The organism is Spartobacteria bacterium UBA695, assembly GCA_002298145.1.
Taxonomy (GTDB): domain Bacteria; phylum Verrucomicrobiota; class Verrucomicrobiia; order Chthoniobacterales; family Chthoniobacteraceae; genus UBA695.
Genome location: DBMP01000015.1, coordinates 152,443 through 173,577, shown reverse-complemented (window position 1 = coordinate 173,577; position 21,135 = coordinate 152,443). Strand labels below are relative to the sequence as shown.

The following is a 21,135-nucleotide window of genomic DNA, read 5'->3' as shown; positions in this document are numbered from 1 at the left end:
TTTTAACCCATGAAAATTGCGATAGCAGGAGGAGGAACGGGCGGTCACTTGTTCCCGGCGTTGGCCGTGGGGGAAGTGCTGCTGGAGCGTGGGCACGAGGTGCTTATTTTTATCTCCGAGAAAGAAATCGACACCCTCGCCATCCGGGGGCGCACCGAGTTCCGGTTCGAGAAACTCCCCTCGGTCGGCATGCCCCGGCTCCTTTCCCCGGCAATGTTGACCTTCTTCAAGCGCTTTAACGCCAGCCTTTCCCCCTGCCGCCGGATTTTCAACGAATTCAAGCCCGATGCCGTGCTTGGCATGGGCGGCTTCACCTCCACGCCCCCCATTCTGGCGGGCAAACTGCGCGGCGTCCCCACCTTTGTCCACGAGTCCAACGCCATTCCCGGCAAAGCCAACCGCCTCAACGGCTGGCTCGTCGATGAAGTGCTCCTCGGGTTCAAGGAATGCCAGCGCTTTTTCCCCAAAGCCCGCTGCGAAGTCACCGGCACGCCCATCCGCCGTTCGCTCGCCGAGCCCTACCCGCGCGAGCAGGCCCTGGCCGCCTTCGGCCTCGACCCCGAGCGCCAGACGCTGCTCGTCATGGGCGGCAGCCAGGGGGCCCACGGCGTCAACGAAGCCATGCGCGCCGCCGCCGAATCGGGCCGCCTCGACGCCTCCCGTTGGCAGGTCATCCACCTCTCCGGAGCGGCCGACCGGGAAAGCCTTGCCGCAGCCTACCGCAAGCGTGCCATAGTGGCGCATGTCGCCGCCTTCTGCCACGAGATGGGAAAAGCCTACAGCGCTGCTGATTTGGTCCTCGCAAGGTCCGGAGCCGCAAGCATTTCCGAGATTTCCCACTTCGGCCTGCCCGCCCTCTTCATCCCGCTGCCGACCGCTGCGGAAAATCATCAGCAATTCAACGCAGAAATCATTGCCCGGGCGGGGGCCGCTGAGGTATTAAAAGAGTCTGAAACAACGGGCGAAACGTTGGCTGCCAAAATCGCGTCTCTCGGCTCCGATCTGGAGCGCCTGCGCCAGATGGCCGCCGCCAGCCGGGGGCAATCACCGGAGGATGCCGCCGTCCGGGTTGCGGACACGATTGAACATTTTAAGAGATGAACGATACGAGCGAATTTTTGGCAGAAATGCTGGTGGGAGGTGAACTCCGCATCCACCTGATCGGGGTGGCGGGGTCTGGGATGAGCGGCATTGCCGGGTTGCTCCTGGCCATGGGCCACACCGTGTCCGGGTCCGACAAGGTTTCGACCGTCGAGGTGCGCCGTCTTCAGGGCCTCGGCCTCGAATTCCACCAGCCCCAGCACTCCGCCAACATCCATTACGCCGACCTGGTCATTTATTCCTCCGCCATCCGGCCCGGCAACGTCGAGTACGACGAAGCCGTCCGCCAGGGCGTGAGCATGGTTCGCCGCGCCGACGCGCTGGCGGCCATCATGCAGTGCAAAAAAGGGATCATCATCGCCGGAATGCACGGCAAAACCACCACCTCCTCCATGGCCGCGCACGTCCTGCGCGTCGGAGGCGTGGAGCCCTCACACTACGTTGGTGCGGAGATCCCCATCCTCGGCACCAATGCCCAATGGAACCGCAACGGCGAATGGTTCGTGGCCGAGGGCGACGAGAGCGACGGCACGCTGGCTAATTACCACCCCGAGCACGCGATCATCCTGAATATCGAAGAGGAACACCTCGACTACTACGAGGACCTCGACGCCATCGAGGCCGTCTTCAACCAGTTGATGGACCACACGGCTGGGAAAATCTTCTACTGCGCCGACGACCCCCACGGCTCCCGCATTTGCGGCGTGCGGGCCAATGCCATCTCCTTTGGCCACTCCGCGCAGGCCGATTATCATTACGAGAACCTCCGCATCGCCAACTTCCAGAGCCGCTTCGAGGTCGTCGCGCGCGGCGTAAAGCTCGGTGAAGTGGAGCTCAATGTCCCCGGCAAGCACAACGTCAGCAACGCCATGAGCGTCGTCGCGCTCGCTAGCGAACTGGGCATCCCGTTCGCGAAAATCGCCGAGGCCCTCGCCAGCTTCCGGGGCGCGCGCCGCCGTTTCGACATCAAATACCGCAGCGCCAACTACCTCGTCGTCGACGACTACGGCCACCACCCGAGCGAAATCAGCGCCACGCTCGCCACCGCCCGGGGCGGCGAGGCCAAGCGCACCATCGTCCTCTTCCAGCCCCATCGCTACACCCGCACCGTCAAGCTGCGCGACCAGTTTGGCGCAGCCTTTGACGCCGCCGATTTCGTCTTCCTGGCCGACATCTACCCGGCCAGCGAACCGCCCATCCCCGGCGTCACCAGCCAGTTTATCGCCGACGCCATGGCCGAGCACGGGCACAAGGGGGGCAAGTACGTCTCCGACCGCGCCCAGATGGTCATCGAGGCGGGCCGCCTCCTGGCCCCCGGCGACTGCATCGTGAGCCTCGGCGCGGGCAACATCCACGAGCAGGGCGCCTGGCTCGCCCGCGACCTCGCCACCCTGGAGGCTATGCAAGCCGTCATGGGCGAGGGCTCCGTCAAGCTCTACGAACCGCTTTCCAAACACACCACCCTGCGCGTCGGTGGGCCCGCTCAGTACTGGGCCGAGCCCGAGACCGAGGCCGGATTTGCACGGTTGACCCAGTATTGCCATGAGCACTCCATTCCGCTCATGGTCCTCGGGCGCGGCTCCAACCTGCTCGTGCGCGATGGCGGCATTCGCGGCGTCGTCGTTCACCTGGACCGGGGCGAATTCCATCGGCTCGAAATCGACGGCATGCGCATCACCGCAGGGGCGGGCGTCAAGCAGAAGGAACTGGCCCTGGCCGCTCGCAAAGCGGGCATCGGCGGGTTCGAGTTTTTCGAAGGCATCCCCGGCAACGTCGGCGGCGCGCTGCGCATGAACGCGGGCGCGATGGGCGGCGAGACCTTCCAGCGCGTCATCTCGCTGCGCACCGTGGACAGCGAGGGCGCCACCCACGAGCGGCTTCCCTCCGACCTGGAGATCCGCTACCGGGGCGTTCCGTCACTGGGCCGCCAATACGCCACCGTCGCCGTCTTCGAGGGCTTCCCGCGCCCGAGCGAGGAAATCGGTGCGATGATCGACGATTACTCCCACAAACGCTGGGCCATCCAGCCCAAAGAACCGAGCGCGGGCTGCACCTTCAAGAACCCGGCGGAAATCCCCGCGGGCCAGCTCATCGACGAACTGGGCCTGAAAAACTGCCGCATCGGCGGCGCATGCGTCTCCACGATTCACGGAAACTTCCTGGTCAACGACGACCACGCCACCGCGAGCGACGTCCTCACGCTGATCGACGAGATCAAGGCCGTTGCTTGGAAAAAACGCGGCGTCACGCTCGAAACCGAAGTGCAGATCGTCGGCGAGCCCGAGTCGTTTTTGTACAAATAGAATTTCAATGAACCAGATCAAACCACAACGCATCACGGTTTTAAAAGGGGGCCCCGGCTCCGAACGCACCATTTCGCATGCATCGGCGAAAGCGGTGGTCGCCGCGTTGCGTGAACTTGGGCTGGACGTCGCCGAAGTCGACGTGACCTGCCCCGATTTCGAACTCCCCGCCGATACCAAACTCGTTTTCAACATCATCCACGGCACCTACGGCGAAGACGGCCAGCTCCAGCGCGAACTGGAAAAACGCGGCGTCCCCTACACCGGCGAAGGCGTCCTCGGCAGCGAACTGGCCTTCGATAAATTAAAGAGCAAAGCCCGCTTCATCGAGCGCGGCGTGCCCACGCCCCTCTTCGAGATCGTCCCGGCGGGCCAGGCGCCGAAAATGCCCGTCCCCTACGTCATCAAGGCCCCGTGCGAAGGGTCCTCGGTCGGCGTCTTCATCGTCAAGACCGAAGCGGAAGCCGCCCCGGCCATCGAAAGCGCGGCCAAGTTCGCCAAGGAACTCTTGGTTGAGCAATTCGTCGAAGGGCGCGAGCTGACCGTCGGCATCATCGCCGACCAGCCGCTGCCGATCATCGAGATCCGCCCCCGCACAGGCTTCTACGACTGGACCAACAAGTACCCTTTCCTCGACCCCACCGGCAAGGGCGGCGCGGATCACTATTGCCCCGCCGCGCTCGACGCCGCCACGACCGCGCTCGTCCAGCAAACCGCGCTTGCCGCCAAAGACGCCCTTGACCTCCAGGTCTACAGCCGCGTCGATCTGCTGCTGCCCGCCGACGGCAAGCCCGTGGTCCTCGAAATCAACACCATACCCGGTATGACGGAATCCAGCTTGGTCCCCGAGGCGGCCAAAAAGGCTGGCATCCCCATGCCCCAACTTTTGCAACGCGTTATCGAACTCTCCCTTACCGCCCGACCTCCCCGCGAATGAATTCCAGAAACCGCCTCACCAACCGCCGCAGATCCAAAGGCAACCTGCATAAAATGCAGGGTCTCCTCGAAGTGAAGGTCCGCTCCGAACTGGCCACCCGCCAGCGGAACCGGGCCATCCTAGTGTGGATGTGCAAAATCATCCTTGCCGTCGGCATGGTGGGCGGAGGCATGTACGGGGGGCGCGAATTGATCAACCGGCTCTTCCTCAAAAACCCGTCCTACAACCTTGCCGCCGTCGAGATTAACGACGACGGCGCGGCCCTCTCCCGCGAGGTCATCCTCTCCACGGCCAATCTGCAACTGGGCGAGAATATCTTCTCCGTGAGCCTCTCCAAGGCGCGCGACGCCATCCTCACCCTGCCGCAGGTGGAGCGGGTTGATTTGCAGCGCTCGTTGCCGAACCGGATCGTGGTCGAGATTGTCGAACGCCGCCCCGTTGCCTGGCTCGCTGATGCCAAAACCGCCGACCCCTCCACTTCGGAAAAATCGTTCCTGATCGACAGCAAAGGCGTTCTCTTTAAGCCCAAGCGCCAGCTGCCCGAGTATCTGCGCCTGCCTGCCATCTACGGTGCGCCCCTGGATAACTACCTCGCGGGCGATACCGTGGGCACCCCGGAGGTCACCGCCGCGCTCGAACTGGTGCAGAAAAACTCCGACTCCAACCGCTTCCGCCTCCAGAGCGTCGATCTTTCCAAAGGCTACTGCCTCATTGCCACCGACGCCCGCCGCGCCAAGCTCACCTTCGGCCTCGACAACATCGAGAGCCAGCTCGACCGCCTCGGCGCCGTGCTCGACTACGCCACCTCGCAGGGCAAGGAAATCCGCACCGTTAACCTGATGGTCGAGAAAAACATCCCCGCCGTCCTGGCCGACCCGGCTGCAGTGCAGGCGGAAATCGCCCCTGCCCAGGATGATGCCGCCAAGACCGCTGCCGTTGCTGCTCCGGCCCCCTCCGCGAAACCGGGCGCTTCGCCCGCCGCGTCCAAACCGAGCGCCACCCCTGCCAGCGCCTCCGCTTCCGGCGAGAAGATCGCGGCCAAGTCGAAAAAGAAAACCACGGTCGCCTCCTCCTCCACGCCCAACGTGAGGCGGTCCGAGCCCGTTGTTCACAAGGCGGAGCCCGTCGCCGTCAAAAAGCCGGAGCCGGTCGTCAAACGCGCCGAACCGGTCATCAAGCGCGCCCAACCCGTCTCCCGTAACTAACCCCTCATGGCCAAAGACCAGATTCTCGTCGGGATCGAAATCGGCACCGCCAAAGTTTGCGTGGTGGTGGGCGAAGCGAAGCCGGACGGCCCGATCAAAATCCTGGGCGTCGGCCAGGCTCCCTCGTGCGGCATTCGCAAGGGGGAAATTGTCGATTTTGAAAACGTCCACAAGTGCGTTCGCGAGGCCATCGCCGACGCCGAGGACAAAAGCGACGTCACGATTAAGAGCGTCTTTGCCGGAGTCACCGGATCGCACATCCAGTCCTTCAACAACCGGGGCTGCGTCAACCTCCCCGAAGAGCGCGAGGAAATCGACGAGACCGACTGCGAGGACGTCGCCATCAGCGCACGCGACGTCAATATCCCGCAGCAGAACGCCTTTCTTCACACCATCCTTCAGCACTACTACGTTGACGGGCAAGAGGGCGTACTGAATCCTATCGCCATGCTGGGCCGCATGCTGGAGGCCGATTTTCACATCATCCACGGCGTCGGCAACCGCATCCGCAACACCGTGCGCTGTATCAAGGAGCTGGGCATTGAAGTCGAGGACGTTGTCTTTAACGGCTACGCGTCGGCCCAGGCCATCCTGACGCCGCAGCAAAAGGAGCTCGGCGCGCTGGTCATCGATATTGGCGCGGGCACCACCGACTACGTTGTCTACGTTGACGGCGCGGTGAAGCAGAGCGGCGTCCTGGCCGTCGGCGGCGACCACATCACTAACGACGTTTCCATGGGCCTGCGCATTCCCATGGCCAAGAGCGAGCGGCTCAAAGTCGAGGAGGGCGACGCCCGGCTCGGCATCGCGCTGCCAGGCGAGACGATTTTCCTCAAGGACGAAACCGGCTTCGCGGGGCGCGACGTGGAGCGGGAAACCTTGAATATGATTATTCACTACCGGCTCCTTGAAATTTTCGAGCTGATCAAGCGCGCCATGGACGCCGAGCCCTACCTGCCGATGCTCGGCGCGGGCATCGTGATTACCGGCGGCTGTTCGCAGATGCGCGGCATCGGGCCGCTGGCGCAGGAGATCTTCGGCGTCCCCGTCAGCGTGGCGCACGCGAAATCGACCTCCGGCCTCGTCGCCGCCGCCGAGAACCCCACGCTTTCCACGGCCATCGGCCTGCTCCGCTACGGCCAGGCCGCCTACGCCTCCCGGCCGCAGAAGGACGGCTTTTTCGACCGCCTGCGCGGCCTCTTCAGACGGTAAGAACCCATCATCCCCAATATGATCGAACTTGATATCCGCAACCGCGCCTCGTCGGGAATCGCCCCCCGGCGCATCCCCATCGTCGGGATCGGCGGCGCGGGTGCGAACGCCCTCGACCGCCTGGCGCTCGACGGCGTGGCCCCGGCGAGCCTCGTCGCCGTTAATTCCGATGCCCAGGCGCTGACTGCGTCCGTCGCGGGCGAGAAAATCCAGCTCGGAGCCACGGCTACCCATGGCCTGGGCACCGGCGGCGACCCCGAGCTGGGCCGCTGCGCGGCCGAGGAATCGGCCGCCGAGCTGCGGGCCTCCCTGGAGGGGGCTGAGGCTGCAATCCTTGTTGCCGGTTTGGGCGGCGGCACCGGCTCCGGCGCGGTTCCGCTTGTTGCCGAGCTGGCTCGGGAAGCCGGGGCGCTCGTTATCGCCGTCGTCACGCTCCCCTTTGGCTTCGAAGGCAAACGGCGCGCCGCGCAAGCCGCCGAGGCACTGGCCGAGCTGCAGGAGAATGCAGACGCCGTTATCTGCTTTGAAAACGATCGCATGGGCGAGAGCGTCCCTGCGCGTTCGGGCATCCAGAATGCCTTTGCTGCCGCGCACCTGACTTTGAGCCAGTGCATCCAGACCGTTGTTGCGATCCTCAACGGCTCGGAAGGCCTGCTCCCGCTGGGCTTGGACGATCTTTCCGCCGTGCTCCAGGACGTCAGCGCCCGGTGCCTCTTTGGCCACGGCCAGGCCGAGGGGAACAACCGTGCCTTCGACGCCCTTTCCCGCGCGCTCAAGAATCCGCTCATGGACAAAGGCCGCCTCCTGCGCGATTGCGACACCGTGCTGGTGCGCGTCGCGGGCGGGCCCGACCTGACGCTCGACGAAGTCCAGCTCCTTATGGAGGAGTTCAACCGCTACGTCAATGACCACACCCGCGTCCTGCTCGGTACCTCCATCGAGGCAGCCCTGGCGGGGAAAGTGGCTGTCAGCATTTTGAGTTCCGTGGGCGAAGGACGCGCTGCCGCCGCCCGGCCCGTCCGCGAAACTCGCGCGGCGCGTCCCGTGGCCGCTGCTCCCAAGCCCGCCCCGGTGCAGGCCAAGCCGGTACCTGAGCCTGAACCCGAGCTGATCGAAGCTGAGGCCGATGAGATTGAAGCGCCTGAAATCATCGAAGCGCCCGAAGCGACAGAAGTTTCCGAAGAAGCCGAGGCAGCCGAGGGCGATGAATCCTTTGAACTGGAGCCGACTGGGGCCGACGAAGCCGGGCTTCCCGTAGTGCGCGCCGAGGAAGAGGAGCCCGAAGCACCGGCTCCCGCTCCCGCTCCCGTTGCGCCGCAGCCCGCCGAACGCCGTCTCCAGAAGCCGCGCGGGCTTCGAGCCGCCACCTACCAGGGCTCGCTCTTTGGCGAAGAGGCCGCCGCGCCCATCGAACGCATCGCGCCGCCCGTGCCGGGCCGGATGCTCCGCCGTCCTTTCCCGGAACCGGAACCCGAACCCGAGCTTGCGCCGGAACCGCCCGTTCCCGCCCCGGTACCCACGCCTGCCGTGCCCGCCGCAGCGCCGAAATCCACTCAACGCCTCGCCGCGCCCCGTCCGGAGCCTGTTCCGGAGCCAGAGCCGGAGATCGAGCCCGAGCCTGAGCTGGAACCGGAGGCCCCTATCGCGCCTGCCGCTTCCCATCCCGAGCCCCCGGAGCTTGAACCTGAACCTGAACCTGAACCGGAGCCCGAACCCATTCCCGAGCCGCAGCCTGCCGCGCCCGCGCCTCGTTCCCGCCCCGTGATCCGCCGGGTGGAACGCCGCGCACCCGCCGATCCAGCGCCCGAGCTGATCCCCGGTGAGGAGACCCGGCCAGCGGCGAGTTCGTCCAAGGCCCCGCAGCAGGAAGTCATGCAATTTGAACCCGTCACGCGCGGCCGTTTTGAAAAAAGCGAGCCGACCATCGTCGACGGCCAGGATCTCGACGTCCCCACGTACCTTCGTCGGCGGTTGAAGGTGCGGTAAACCCCAGCCCAAAGGCGGCGTCCCCCCACGCCGAGGACATGCAACGCCTCCTATTAAGGATTACCGACTCCTGTACCTCCCGGTGCCGCCATTGCCTGCACTCGTGCGGGCCGGGCCGCAAGGGGGTCATGAGCCCCGCCGCCATCAGCCGCTGTATTCGCCAAGCGCGCCCGCAGGAGTACGTCATCGTCACCGGCGGCGAGGCCTCGCTCTTTCCCGCGCTGGTGATGCACGCCCTTCGCGAATCCGCCGAGCTCGGCATCCCGTCGTGGCTCAATACCAATGGTTTCTGGGGGCGCGATGCCGCTGTGGCCGGGCGCTATGCCCGGGCCCTTAAGCGCGAGGGCCTGGCCGTGGCGGCCTTTAGCGTCGACGGCCTCCACCAGGAGTTTATCCCCTTTGCCCACGTCCTTTGCGCCCTGCGAGCCTGCCGCGACGCGGGCATTCCGAGGGTTGAGGCGATGGTCACCTTCGTCAACCGCTCCCGCTCGGATATTCCCGTCGACAACTGTACCCGCGAGGCGCTGGTCGAACTGGAGCGGGAGCCCGGTATTCGCGTGTGCGTAAGGGATTCGATCTCGTTTGTTGGCCGGGCGTGTGCCAGCCTATCCGAGTATGCCCCGGTGCTTTCCGCCGAAGCCGCCCTCGGGACCGCAGGCGAGGGCTACTGTTCCATCGAGGACGAGCAGGGCGCGCCCAAGGACTTCTGCGCTGAGACCTTCTACCTGGTCAACCCGAACAACACCGTGGACCTCTGTAACGTCTCCTTTCCGGGAAGCCTCACCGAGAAGCCGTTCCGGGAGATCGTCTCCGAGGAAAATCTGCGCTCTCACCCGCTCCTGGCCGCGCTTCGGAGCCAGGGCGTGGAGGGCCTTTACCGCTTGGCGTGCGAACACGGCTTCGTGCCCCGGGGCCGTTACTCCAGCCGGTGCGATCTCTGCCAGGCCGCCCAGCGTTGGCTCAAGCCCATCTTTCCCGACGTCATCGAGAACTGGTAGCCGCCGCGAGGGTTACTTCCGCGCGAGCCGCAGGAACATCACCGCGCCGAGCGAAATAAAGAGCACGTTGGGTACCCACATCAGCCAGTTCGCATGGGCGTTGGGGTTGTTGCGCAGGCTGTCAGCGATCACTACAAAGAAGAAATAGACAAAGGCCACGATCAGCGAGAAAAGGAACCCGATGGAGGTCTCTTTGCGCTGAGCTGTTACCGCGAGCGGCACCCCCACGAGCGCAAATGCCAGCGAGGCGAGCGAAAGGGAAAAGCGCTTGCTGATCTCGGTCTCGGCGGCTGTTTCCTTGTCCTTGGGCGGATCTTTCACCAGCTCATCGAGCGTCATCTGGCCCACGCCGCGCCGCGCTTTGTTCTTTTCGTAGAGCGCCTTGAGCGAAATCGGGAACGTGATCTCGCGCGTGGTGATGCCCTCGCGAATGCGCGTCAGGTCGCCCGGCGAATCGGTGTCGCGCTGCTCGAACTGCGCTCCCACGAGCTGCATGAGCACCTGCTGGTTGACCAAATCGGTCGTCAATACGGCCCGCTGCGCGTGGATGACCCGGAGCGGTTCGTCCCGTTCGCTGAGCTCGTAGACCAGCACGTTGTAGAGATTCGTCCCCTCTTTGCGCTCCACGTAAATTTTCTTGCCCGGGAATTCGTCGATCACCTGGTCGCTGGCGAACATTGAGAGCGGGTCGCTCGTGGCGATTTGGAAGATCGTGCTCTTCATCCGCTCCTGCGCTCTCGGGGCTACTTCGACGTTGATCCAGAGACACATCAGGCACGCCGCGACGGCCAGGAACCCCAGCGAATAGCAGATGCGCGGGATGCTCACGCCGTTGGAGCGCAGCGCCACCAGCTCGTTTTCCGCCGAGAGCTTGCCAAAGACCAGCAGCACCGCCGTCAGGAAGCCCCAGGGGATGGTGAACGTCAGCGAGTAGGGGAGGATGAAGCCGATGAAGCTCAAAATCAGCTCCAGCGGCGCATTCTGGTTGACCAGCAGATCGAGGAGCTGTTTGAAGACGTTGCCCAAGACCAGCACGAGACTCAGTACCGCCACGGCGAAAAGCGTGGTGACGAGGAGTTCTTTGCCGATGTAACGGTCGATGATTTTCATGGGCGCACGGCATTCTCGAAGCCGAATGGTCGGAATGCAAGCCGTTTGCTTCGGCTTAAACGCGGCATGGGGAGGCGGGCTATGGCCGACTGGCGAAGGCATGCGCCCGGATAGCCGCCCGCAAGGCGGTGACGCTGACCGGCTTCACTAGGTGGCCCGCGAATCCGGCGGCCTTGCTCTGGCGAATATCTTCGTCGGTGCCGTAGCCGCTTAAGGCGATTCCGGGGGTCTCGGAGCGCATTTTGATCTGTTGCATGATCTCCAACCCGGAGCCGTCGGGGAGCCCGAGGTCGCTGATGAGTAAATCGAACTCCTGGCTGGCGACCAGCTCCCGGGCCGTTCGGCAACTGGCCGCGGCGGTTACGGTATGGCCCCATTTTTCCAGGATTTTGACGAGGACTTGCAGGGTGTCGGTGTGATCCTCCACCAGCAGGATTTTTAACGGGTGCTCCTCGGGTTCGGCGGAGGCGGCAGGGGGCTGCGATTTCTCTGTTGGAGGAGCGGTGGCCAGCTCTACCGTGAAGGTGGCCCCTTTGTCCTTGCCTTTGCTGCGGGCGCTCAGCCGCCCCTGGTGCAGATCGACTATGGCCCGGGCGATATTCAGGCCCAGGCCCAGCCCGCCGAAGCGCCGGGTTCTGCTCTGGTCGCCTTGCTCGAAGAGGTTGAAGATGCGGGGGATCACCGCCGGGGCGATGCCGACGCCGGTGTCGGTGATGTCGATGATGATCTGCTCGCCTTCATTGTGGGTATGCAGGGTGATGCGGCCTCCTTCGGGGGTGAACTTGACGGCGTTGTTGAGTAAGTTCCAAAACACCTGCCGCATTCGCGTGGGGTCGGCGCGCACATGGTGTCGGGTGGCCTGGAATTCTTGGATGATGGCCAGATGCTTTAGCTCAATGGCGCCCCGGCATATTTCCAAGGCGGTTCGCAGGCAGTCTTGCAGGTCCACGGTCTCGTATTGCAGGACGACCTTGCCCCGGCTGATCTTGGTGACGTCCAGCAGGTCCTCGATCAGCGCTACTTCCATCTCTACATTGCGCTGGATGAGCTCCAGATCCGGGGCCAGGTGGCCGGGCAGATCTTTTTGGGCCTGAAGGGAGCTGACGATGGCGAGTACGGGGGTGAGGGGGGTGCGCAGCTCATGGCTGAGTACGGAGATGAATTGATCCTTGGCCTGGTTGGCGTTTTCGGCGTTTTCCTTGGCTTGCCGGATCACCTCCTCGGCCTGTTTGCGCTCGGTGATGTCGCTCATCACTGCGTGGCTGATGGGGGCACCGTCGGCGGCGAGGGTGGCGGTCGCTTCAAAACGGGCCCAAAGTAGCGTGCCTGCCTGGGTCTTGAGCCGCAGATCAAACACCTGCGGGGTGCTGGTTTCAAAGAGCTGACGGCGGAGCTTGTAGAAGATGTCTTGGTCCGAGGAGAAGATAAAGCGCGTCAAGGGCTGCGCGACCAAGGCCCCTCTTTCCAAGCCGAGCAGCCGGGCGGCGGCGAGGTTGGCCTCCAGGATCATCCCCTTATCGCTTAAGGTGACGTAGCCCACCGGGGCCAGGTCATACAGGTCGAAATAGCGCTCGCGGGAGGCTTCGAGCTCCTCCTGCACCCGGCGCAGCTCCTCGTTCTGCATCTCCAGCTGGATCTGGTGCACCCGCAGATCGTGGAGAACTGACTGTGCCTGCTCGGGTAGTAACGCTTCTTCGGGCTTGGATTCGGAGACGTAAGCCCTTTCCTCGGCCCGCTTGCGCAGGTCGTCCACTGCACCTGAACGGGCGTTATTTTCAGTCATAGACTTCTCCCCCTTTTCGTCTACTGGTCTTACCCTGGCCGCACGTTGGCGACCTACTCCAGACCGAGGGGGGAAGGAGGGGCGGTTAGGCTTTCCCGGCTTTGTGGGAATAGAGGAGCAAGAGATCGTCCGTCAGGATCAGGCGGCGGGCGAGTTCCCGGGCGACGTTCATCATCAGGAGGGCAAACAGGGTGATGTCTTGCTGCTGTAAGCCGATGAGCGCATGGCGGGATAGGGCGACGATTTCGCACGGTTCCGTAACGAGGGCGGTGGCGGAGTGCTTGTGCATTGAGATCAGAGAGACGGTGCCGAAACAGGCTCCCACGCCGAGTTCCATTTTCTCCACGCCCGCTACGTCCGCTGCAAGCCGCACCTCGACCTTCCCTTGTTTCACAATATAGATGTACGAGGGCTCGTCTCCCGCCTGAAAAATAGACTCCCCCTTCTGAAACGCGGCAAAGTCCAAGCGCGCCAGCAGGTCGTTGCGCTGGGCGTCCGTTACCCCTCCGAAGAGGGAGATCTTGGAGAGAATGGACGTCACGGCCTCGAATTCCTTGAGCGGTTTAAACGGTGTCATGATGTGAAAAATGGGGAGGCTTTCCTCTTTTTGACTGCCGCTGCGCTACCGTCCTCCTGGGGCGGGGCGATGCTGCCTCTGGCGGCCCCGGTAGGGATTTTTTGCATAGCCCTATTTTCCCCAACCAAGGGTCTCGGCGTTGGCGATTCAGCGGAAACCAAAATGAAACCATATCCTTTTGCAAAGCCAACAGCAACCCTCGGGCATCCCGTTGGGGCTGCTGAAAATGCCCAGCCTGCGATAGGGTTCGGCAAGCTCGGGGCGCTCTGCACCTTGGCCATAGCTATTGTGGGGTTGTTGGCCAGCGCGACGGGAGCGAAAGCGATCGATCCCGGGCAAGGCGGGTTCTGGGGGGCGGCGGAGGATTTTACCGTTATCAGCTACGCGGGGGTTACCAATACCGGTAACAGCGTTATTCACGGGAATGTCGCCCTGACCCCGACCCCCGCGATCACGGGCTTCCCTCCGGGGGTGATTACGGGAACGACCCACATCAATGATACGCAGGCGGTCCAGGCCATGATCGACGCCACGCTCGTCTACAATGTTCTGCTCGCGCTGCCGGTGACGCAAGATCTGACGGGCCAGAACCTGGGAGGATTGACGCTCACTTCGGGCGTTTACCATTTCAATTCATCGGCTTTGCTCAACGGGACTCTGACTCTGGACACCCAGTCGAGCGCCAACGCGCTTTTCGTTTTTCAAGTCGGGAGCGATCTGACGGTATCGGCTAATTCCATCGTCTCGGTCATCGGTGCGGGGGCTGGCACGGACCTCAATGTGTTTTGGCAGATCGGCAGTTCGGCGACGCTTTTGAGTAACGCGGAATTCTACGGAAGCCTGGTTTCCCAGGCTAGCAATACCCTCGGTAATGGGGCCTCCGTGGAGAACGGCCGGGTGATTTCCCTTACCGGAAACGTGACGCTGGATACTAACGATATCAGCGCGGTTCCGGAACCCGCGACCTGGGCCATGCTGGCGGGCGGCATCGGGGCGCTGGGCTTCTGGCAGCGGGTGCGGCGCGGCGCTTTGTCCTAACAGGCGGGCAGCTTGCAAGTGACGACCGTTCCCCGGTTGCCCACGCGGCGGATGGTGATCTCGGCGTGGATCACCGCAGCGCGATGATGCATGATTTGGATGCCCATGCCGCTGGAAATCGGCCGGTCCTCGGGAATGCCGACGCCGTTATCCCGGATGGTCAGGATGAGCCCCTGAGCGCTATTTTTTAGCGTGATGAATACTCGGCTGGCCTGGCCGTGTTTCATGGCGTTGTTCACGGCCTCCTGGGTGATACGGAAGAGGTGGGTGGCGACTTCCTGGCTTTTGACGCCGATGGATTTGTCGTACCGAAAGGTGCAATGGATATGGAAAAGATTGGTGGCCGTTTTAGCATACTGTAAGAGCGCCTCCTCCAAGCCATCGCCCCCCGCCCGGACGGGGTGGAGCCCGTGGGCGAGGTTGCGCGCTTCGTCCACGCCGATTTTGAGCAATTCGCCAATCTGCCGGGCGTTGTCGGCCTCGGGGCTGCCCTTTTCGGCGAGATGCCGGTAGAGCAGGCTGCCCATTATTGCCGTGCCGGAAAGGTGCTGGCAGAGCCCGTCGTGCAGCTCCTGGGCGATGAGCTGCTTTTCGCGTTCGCTGATTTTCAGGAGCTCCTCCTGCAACCGGGTTAAGGCCGCCTCTGCCTGTTTGCGCTCGGTAATATCCCTCGCCACTCCGGCCATGCGGTAGACCTGCCCGGTTTCATCCCGCACGGGCGATCCCTGGTCCAAGATCCAGCGGAGCGAGCCGTCGGGCTGGATGATGCGGTATTCACACGAGCCGGGAACGCCGGATTCGCCAATCAAGCGGAAGGTCTGGTTGGCCAGTTCCCGGTCCTCGGGATGCACGGCATCCAACCAGGCGTTCGGATTGCGGGCCAGCTCTTGGCGGGAACGCCCCCAGATCTCTTCGTAGGCCGGGCTCGTGTAGTAGGCATAGCTGCGCTGCGCATCTGAGAGCCAGAAGACTTCGCGCACGTTTTCGGCCATTTGCCGGAAGCGCCTCTCGCTTTCGCGCAGTGCGAGGTTGGCGATCTGAAGTTCGTCGGTGCGCTCCCGCACGCTGCGCTCCAGGCCGTCGTGCGCTATTTTGAGGGCTTCCTGGGCCCGTTTGCGCTCGGTGATGTCGCTGATGACGATGCGGAACACGGGGGCCCCTTCCTTGCTCGTGGTCGCGATCGCCTCGACATTTGCCCAGAAGGGAGCGCCGTTTTTCGGGGCCAACCGCAGCTCGCAGGCTTGGGGGTGGCCGGATTTAAAGAGTTGGCGGTGGTATTGGTAGTAAATGTCCTGATCTTCGTAGACGATGAAGCGCGTCAACGGCAGCTTGACCAAGGCCCCGCGCTCCATGCAGAGCAGTTTGGCGGCGGTCAGGTTGGCTTCCTGGATCATGCCCTTTTCACTCAGGGTGATATAGCCTACCGGGGCCATGTCGTAGAGGTCGAAGTAGCGCTCGCGGGAGGCTTCCAGCTCTGTTTGGGCCCGGCGCAGCTCTTCGTTCTGCATCTCCAACTCGATCTGGTGGACATGCAGATCGTGCAGGACATCGCGCACCTGGGCGGGGGAGAGGGCTTCCCTCTCGATGGACACGACTTTCAGCAGTCGCTCTTCGGCCCGCTTTCGCAAGGCGTTAGTCGTGCTCAGGCGAGGCCTTTTTGCGTTCATTGGAATTAGTCTTTTACGAATCTCTCTGTCGTCGCGATGGCGTATACTTCGTCCGTTTTGTGGATCAACGGGGAGGCGTTGATCCACACCTCCACGGTTCGCCCGTCTTTGGTGAGCCGCTGCATGCGGTAGGGTTTCATCTCCCCGGTCTTGGAAAGCTGTTTGGTGGTTTCCAGCGCGCCTGCCCGCCGATCTTCCGGAATCATATCGCGGATATTCATATGCAAGGCCTCGGCTTCGCTCCAGCCGTACATTCTTTCTGCCCCCGGGTTCCATCCCAGAATGTGCCCTTCCATATCCTGTACGAGGATGGCGTCCCGCGAGTCCCTTACCACCACGGCCAGGCGGCGCAGGACCTCGGAATCCTGGAGCACGTTCTGCGCTTTTTTCATCTCCGTGATGTCCACGAAGTTGATGACGGCTCCTTCGATCACATTTTCCAGCGTGCGGTAGGGGCGGATGCCGAGCAAGTACCATGCACCGGCCTTGGTCTGTACTTCGATTTCCTTGGGGATGAGCGTGTTGAGCACCGATTGCACATCCTCCACCAGGCGGTTGTAGCCTACCAGGTTGGAGACGATGTGGCCCACGGGGCGCCCCACGTCGGTCAGGATCAGGTTGATGACCTGGGTGACGGCGGGGGTGAAGCGCTGGATCCGCAGGTGGTGATCCACGAAAACGGTGCCCATGCCGGTGCCGGCCAGCAGGTTGTTCATGTCGTTGTTGGCCCGGGATAGATCGGAGACTTTGGTTTGCAGCTCGGCGTTGACCGTGGCCAGCTCTTCGTTGACCGATTGCAGTTCTTCCTTGGAGGTTTCCAGCTCTTCGTTGGTGGACTGCAATTCCTCGTTCATGGACTGCATTTCCTCGTTGGAGGATTTGAGTTCTTCGTTGGAGGTTTCCAGCTCTTCGTTGGTGCTGTGGAGGTATTCTTCTTTGGCGCGCAGCTCCTGCTTTAGCTCGATGATGCGGGTGTCGACGTCCTGCGGGCCGCGGGTTTTCTCGGCCTCGGCGGCCTCCGCGAGCGCCTTTTCCAGGGGAGCATCGGGGGCTTTTTCCAGGATGACCAGGAAGAGGGCGCTCTCGGCGGTCGGATTGGGTTCGCCCCCCACGGGCCGCACGATGAGGTTAACGGTGGTGAAATGGCTGTTGGTTTTGATCCGCAGCGCGGGGTGGCGGATCGGCTCGCCTTGCGCGACGGCTTTGTGCAGGGCGATGGTCAAGTCCCGCCGCAGCCCTTCGCGGGCCATTTTGAGGATGTTCATGCCAGCTTCGCCTGGCGAGGGCTCGAGGTAGTCGCCGCTGCGCCCGTGCAGGTAGAGAATGTCCCCGCGTTCGTTGACGAGCACTCCCGCCGAGGCGTACTCTTGCAGCAAGGTCCGTTCGGTCAGCTCGCGCAAGGGGGTCTTGTTGCCGGTCGCTTTTCCCGCCGGTCGCTGGGTGGAGCGCTCATGGGCGGCGGGCAGGAAGCGCCCCACGGCCAGGCTGCGTGCCCGGTGCGCGTCGTCTTTGCGCTGGTAGAGCTTTGCTTTGCTATCGAGGGTGGAAAAAAGGTCCACGAAGTCGCCCACGCTTTCCGAGGTCCCCAGGAAGAGGAATCCGCCGGGGTTGAGGGAGTAGTGAAAGAGGGGGGTCAGCTTCTTTTGCAGATCGCCGTCCATGTAAATAAGGAGGTTGCGGCAGCTGACCAGGTCGAGCTTGGAAAACGGGGGGTCTTTGATGAGGTCCTGCTCGCTAAAGACCAGCAGATCGCGAATGTTTTTCTGGATACGGTAGGAGGTATGATCCGGTTCCTGGGCGAAAAAGCGCGCCAAGCGTTCCGGGGAGACGTCGGCGGCGATGCTCGCGGGGTAGATCCCGGCGCGGGCTCGCTCGATGGCCCGGCTGTCAATGTCCGTGGCAAATACCTGTACGACGAAATGCTGCTTGATGGCTTCCATGTACTCCTGGAGCAGGATGGCGATGGAGTAAGCCTCCTCGCCCGTGGAGCAGCCGGGCACCCATACCCGGATCATCGTGCTCGCGGGTTTGTTGACAAAGAGCCGGGGAATGACCTGCTTGCGAAGGGTTTCGAAGGCCGCGGGGTCGCGGAAGAAATTGGTGACGCCGATTAAAAGATCGAGAAAGAGGGCCTCCACCTCCGCCGGGTTCTGCTGCAAGTAGTGGACGTAGTCTTCAAGCCGTTCGATTTGGTGAACCGCCATGCGCCGTTCGATGCGCCGTTCGATGGTGTTTTTCTTGTAATGGGAAAAATCGTGCCCGGTCTGGACGCGCAGCAGGGTGAAGATCTTGTTCTTGGCATCCTCTACTTTGTGCGGCTGTGGCGCGACCAGGAGGGGGGCCTTCCCAAAGGCGTGAGCGGCGAAGGCCAGCAGCTGGGCGGGCATCTCGGCCGGGGGCAGGATGTAGTCCACCATGCCGGTGGCGATGGCACTGCGCGGCATGCCGTCGTATTCGGTGGACTCGGGCTGCTGGACCATGACCATGCCGCCTTCGCCCTTGACGGACCGGACCCCGAGCGTGCCATCGCTGCCGGTGCCGGAGAGGATGATGCAGATGGTTTTCTCGTGCTGATCCTCGGCCATGGAGCGGAAGAAATAGTCGATCGGCAGGCGCAGGCCCCGAGGCGCGCCCGGCTCCAGCAGTTGCAGGGTGCCGTTGACGAGCGCCAGGTCCCGGTTGGGTGGGATGATGTAGGCGCAGTTGGGCTGCACGGCCATGCCGTCCTCGACCTCGAAGACCTGCATGCGGGTGTAGCGCTTGATCAACTCGGTGAGGATGCTTTTGTAATCCGGCGAGAGATGCTGCACGACGACGAAGGCCATGCCGGGAACGGTGTCGGCGGGCATGGCGGAAAAAAAGGCCTCGAATGCTGCCAGGCCCCCGGCCGATGCGCCAATGCCGACGATGGGGAAACCGGCCTCTGGCGCGCCGTTCGCAGGCGCTTTTTCCTGAGGAACCGCCCCGGTCGCATGAGGTTTTTCGCCTTCTTTTTTGCTGTTTGGCTTATGGGTCATCAATAATCCTCGATCCTGGTTCCGTCGTTTTCCCGCTTCAATGCACTCCTCCTCCCCGGGTTCCCGCGCTGATACGGAAGCGTCTCCCGTATCGAAAAGTCATGGTTTGGGAAAAGGTGGGTTGAAAGGGGGAAATGCAACTCTCCATTGGCCGGGAGGGGAGCTGCAAACCCGCCCATTGTGAGCCGGGTTCCCGGAAGGTCAAGCTGGATAAGGCGGCCTTACTTTTCCCAGGGCAGTTCCGATTTGCCGAAGTGCCCGTAGTTGGTGGTGGCCCGGTAGATGGGCCGCCGCAAGTCGAGCTGTTCGATGATGGCTGCGGGCCGGTAGTCGAACTGCCTCGCGAAGCGTTCCGCCAGCCGCTCGTCGCCGGTGCCGCGTGTGTCCACCGCGATTGAGACCGGCTGCGCCACTCCGATGGCATAGGCGACCTGGAGTTCTGCACAATCCGCCAGGCCCTGGGTCACAATCTGCCGGGCGACGAACCGGGCAAAGTAAGCCGCGCTGCGGTCCACCTTCGTGGGGTCCTTTCCGCTAAATGAACCGCCGCCGTGCCGGGCAAACCCGCCGTAGGTGTCCACGATGATCTTGCGCCCGGTCAGCCCGCAATCCCCCTCTGGGCCGCCGATGACGAATTCGCCCGTGCGGTTCACAAAGAGCCGGATGCCTTTGCGATACCATTGGCCCAGGGCGCGCGGCAGGAGGTGCTCCTCTACGAAGGCGTGGAGCTCCCCTTGCGAGGTCCCCGGGGCGTGCTGGGTGGAGACGACGGCATCGGTCACCTCCACGGGCTCGCCCTGTTCGTATCGGACGGAGATTTGCGCCTTGGCATCGGGCCGCAACCAGGGGGCCACATGCGCCTTGCGGGCCTCGGCCAAGGCGCGCGTTACCCGGTGCGCGAGGCAGATCGGCAGCGGGAGCAGCTCCGGAGTCTCCCGCGTGGCAAAGCCGAAAACGAGCCCCTGGTCCCCGGCGCCCATCTCCATGGCGCTCTCTCGCTTGACGCCCCGCGCAATATCCGGGGACTGGGGGCCGATCAGGTTTTGCACCCGGGCGGAGTCGGCATTGAACCGGGCCGCCTCGTCCGTGTAGCCGATTTCCCGGATGGCGGCTCTGGCGACGGCTTCGGCATCGATCTGCGCCAGGGAAGAAATCTCCCCGGCCAGGATGACATGTTCATTTTTGCATAGAACCTCGCAGGCCACGCGGCTTTCCGGGTCCTGGGCCAGGTTGGCATCGAGAATCGAATCGGCGATGAAATCGCAGACCTTGTCGGGATGCCCCTCGGCCACCGATTCGGAGGTAAAGATAAACGAACGGCTCATGCGGTAATTCCTTCCACACCGGTACTTACGTGACCTGAGTGTAGCTTATTTGCGGTGACTTTAAAGAACACAAAAGGCGGCTTTTCTCATGCGTCCGGCGAAATGCGAGCCGACCTGCCAAGGGGAGCAAAAATCCAGCTCACTTATCCAGGGCGCGGATGGATGGGCTTTTGGAGCATCTGGCCGTCGGAAGAGGGGGGGCGCGGATCGCCCTTAGCCTACGGGATATTCGGGGGGAAAATTAATGGATCAGAACTGATACTTGACTATCATAATGTAACCTGCAAATCTGCTCATATGCTCCACCTTTCTCAGAAACAGACCCTTCTGAGATCGCTATTGGAGGGTGGGTTGCGGCGACAGATCCAGGTTGGTATTTGCGAGGCGATTCGCAAGATGAATTGGGTTTTCCAGCCCCAGGGCTTTGCTTTGCGAAGGGGGATCATCGCGTTGCTGATGGTCCAATTGCTCATCGTGATGGCCATGGCGGTTTCGCCTCAGCTTCACGAATGGGCTCACCACGATGCCGGTGCGGACGATCACGAATGTGCCGTGACGCTCTTTATGTACGGCGAGTGCGATATTCCCGCGGTTGGCCCCGGGGTGGCGATTCTTGTCGAATGGATTTTTGAGCAACTGGTGCTACCCCGTCTGGTTTGGGTGGACGGCCTGTTTCTCTCCCGTCGCGTCCTTGAGCATGCGCCGCCGGTATTGGATCGTATTCAATAATCGATAGGAATTTCATCAAGGCGCACTCGCGCCCCATCCTTGGATCCCGTTAGAAAACGCCTGTGCCACGCTGGCGCCTCGCCCTTCCGTACCCATCGCACGGACGTGGGCGCGCCCAACTCTCTTTTATCTTTTAACAACCGAAAA

Annotated in this window: 15 protein-coding genes; 9 read left to right on the top strand and 6 right to left on the bottom strand. The window is 62.8% G+C overall.

The features are described from left to right. The first annotated feature begins 9 nt into the window (after positions 1 to 9). The 7 genes from murG to B2828_RS09660 are packed head-to-tail and all read left to right on the top strand — an operon-like array spanning position 10 to position 9,742. A complete protein-coding gene (gene murG / locus B2828_RS09690) occupies positions 10 to 1,101 on the top strand; it encodes an undecaprenyldiphospho-muramoylpentapeptide beta-N-acetylglucosaminyltransferase (protein WP_479633526.1) in 1,092 nt (363 codons plus the stop codon). Next, positions 1,098 to 3,404: a UDP-N-acetylmuramate--L-alanine ligase gene (murC, locus tag B2828_RS09685; protein ID WP_479633525.1), complete on the top strand. Its 2,307-nt coding sequence runs from the start codon at positions 1,098 to 1,100 to the stop codon at positions 3,402 to 3,404. Before murG ends, murC begins: the two co-directional genes overlap by 4 nt. Positions 3,405 to 3,411: 7 nt before the next feature. After that, positions 3,412 to 4,341: a D-alanine--D-alanine ligase gene (locus B2828_RS09680; RefSeq protein ID WP_479633524.1), complete on the top strand. Its 930-nt coding sequence runs from the start codon at positions 3,412 to 3,414 to the stop codon at positions 4,339 to 4,341. After that, positions 4,338 to 5,546, top strand: a complete 1,209-nt coding sequence (locus B2828_RS09675; RefSeq protein ID WP_479633523.1) for a cell division protein FtsQ/DivIB — start codon at positions 4,338 to 4,340, stop codon at positions 5,544 to 5,546. Before B2828_RS09680 ends, B2828_RS09675 begins: the two co-directional genes overlap by 4 nt. A gap of 6 nt (positions 5,547 to 5,552) precedes the next feature. Then, positions 5,553 to 6,758 (top strand): cell division protein FtsA, encoded by a 1,206-nt coding sequence (ftsA, locus tag B2828_RS09670; protein ID WP_479633522.1) that lies wholly within the window; start codon positions 5,553 to 5,555, stop codon positions 6,756 to 6,758. Positions 6,759 to 6,776: 18 nt separating this feature from the next. Continuing rightward, complete coding sequence (locus tag B2828_RS09665; protein ID WP_479633521.1) at positions 6,777 to 8,744, top strand: cell division protein FtsZ; 1,968 nt, start codon at positions 6,777 to 6,779, stop codon at positions 8,742 to 8,744. A 38-nt stretch (positions 8,745 to 8,782) separates the two neighbouring features. Beyond that, a complete protein-coding gene (locus B2828_RS09660) occupies positions 8,783 to 9,742 on the top strand; it encodes a radical SAM protein (RefSeq protein WP_479633520.1) in 960 nt (319 codons plus the stop codon). 12 nt (positions 9,743 to 9,754) lie between these two features. On the opposite strand, the gene B2828_RS09655 is transcribed toward B2828_RS09660, so the two are convergent. The 3 genes from B2828_RS09655 to B2828_RS09645 all read right to left on the bottom strand — a co-directional run bounded on the left by B2828_RS09655 (position 9,755) and on the right by B2828_RS09645 (position 13,212). After that, complete coding sequence (locus B2828_RS09655; protein ID WP_479633519.1) at positions 9,755 to 10,852, bottom strand: LptF/LptG family permease; 1,098 nt, start codon at positions 10,850 to 10,852, stop codon at positions 9,755 to 9,757. 79 nt (positions 10,853 to 10,931) lie between these two features. Continuing rightward, positions 10,932 to 12,635, bottom strand: coding sequence for a PAS domain-containing hybrid sensor histidine kinase/response regulator (locus B2828_RS09650; RefSeq protein WP_479633518.1), 1,704 nt, complete (start codon positions 12,633 to 12,635; stop codon positions 10,932 to 10,934). Between the two features lie 85 nt (positions 12,636 to 12,720). Beyond that, positions 12,721 to 13,212: a Crp/Fnr family transcriptional regulator gene (locus B2828_RS09645; protein WP_479633517.1), complete on the bottom strand. Its 492-nt coding sequence runs from the start codon at positions 13,210 to 13,212 to the stop codon at positions 12,721 to 12,723. 162 nt (positions 13,213 to 13,374) lie between these two features. On the opposite strand from B2828_RS09645, the gene B2828_RS09640 reads away from it, so the two are divergent. Next, the gene (locus B2828_RS09640; protein WP_479633516.1) at positions 13,375 to 14,250 is read left to right on the top strand and encodes an ice-binding family protein; all 876 of its coding nucleotides are present in this window, start codon (positions 13,375 to 13,377) and stop codon (positions 14,248 to 14,250) included. Here B2828_RS09640 and B2828_RS09635 read toward each other — a convergent pair. The 3 genes from B2828_RS09635 to metK all read right to left on the bottom strand — a co-directional run bounded on the left by B2828_RS09635 (position 14,247) and on the right by metK (position 20,259). Continuing rightward, positions 14,247 to 15,917 (bottom strand): PAS domain-containing sensor histidine kinase, encoded by a 1,671-nt coding sequence (locus B2828_RS09635; RefSeq protein WP_479633515.1) that lies wholly within the window; start codon positions 15,915 to 15,917, stop codon positions 14,247 to 14,249. The two genes, B2828_RS09640 and B2828_RS09635, sit on opposite strands and share 4 nt — an antisense overlap. A 5-nt stretch (positions 15,918 to 15,922) precedes the next feature. Continuing rightward, positions 15,923 to 18,934 carry a chemotaxis protein CheB gene (locus B2828_RS09630; RefSeq protein WP_479633514.1) on the bottom strand — a complete coding sequence of 1,004 codons (3,012 nt, stop codon included), beginning with the start codon at positions 18,932 to 18,934 and terminating at the stop codon, positions 15,923 to 15,925. A 221-nt stretch (positions 18,935 to 19,155) separates the two neighbouring features. Then, complete coding sequence (gene metK / locus B2828_RS09625) at positions 19,156 to 20,259, bottom strand: methionine adenosyltransferase (protein ID WP_479633513.1); 1,104 nt, start codon at positions 20,257 to 20,259, stop codon at positions 19,156 to 19,158. Between the two features lie 297 nt (positions 20,260 to 20,556). On the opposite strand from metK, the gene B2828_RS09620 reads away from it, so the two are divergent. After that, positions 20,557 to 20,988, top strand: a complete 432-nt coding sequence (locus B2828_RS09620) for a hypothetical protein (protein ID WP_479633512.1) — start codon at positions 20,557 to 20,559, stop codon at positions 20,986 to 20,988. Positions 20,989 to 21,135 lie beyond the last annotated feature (147 nt).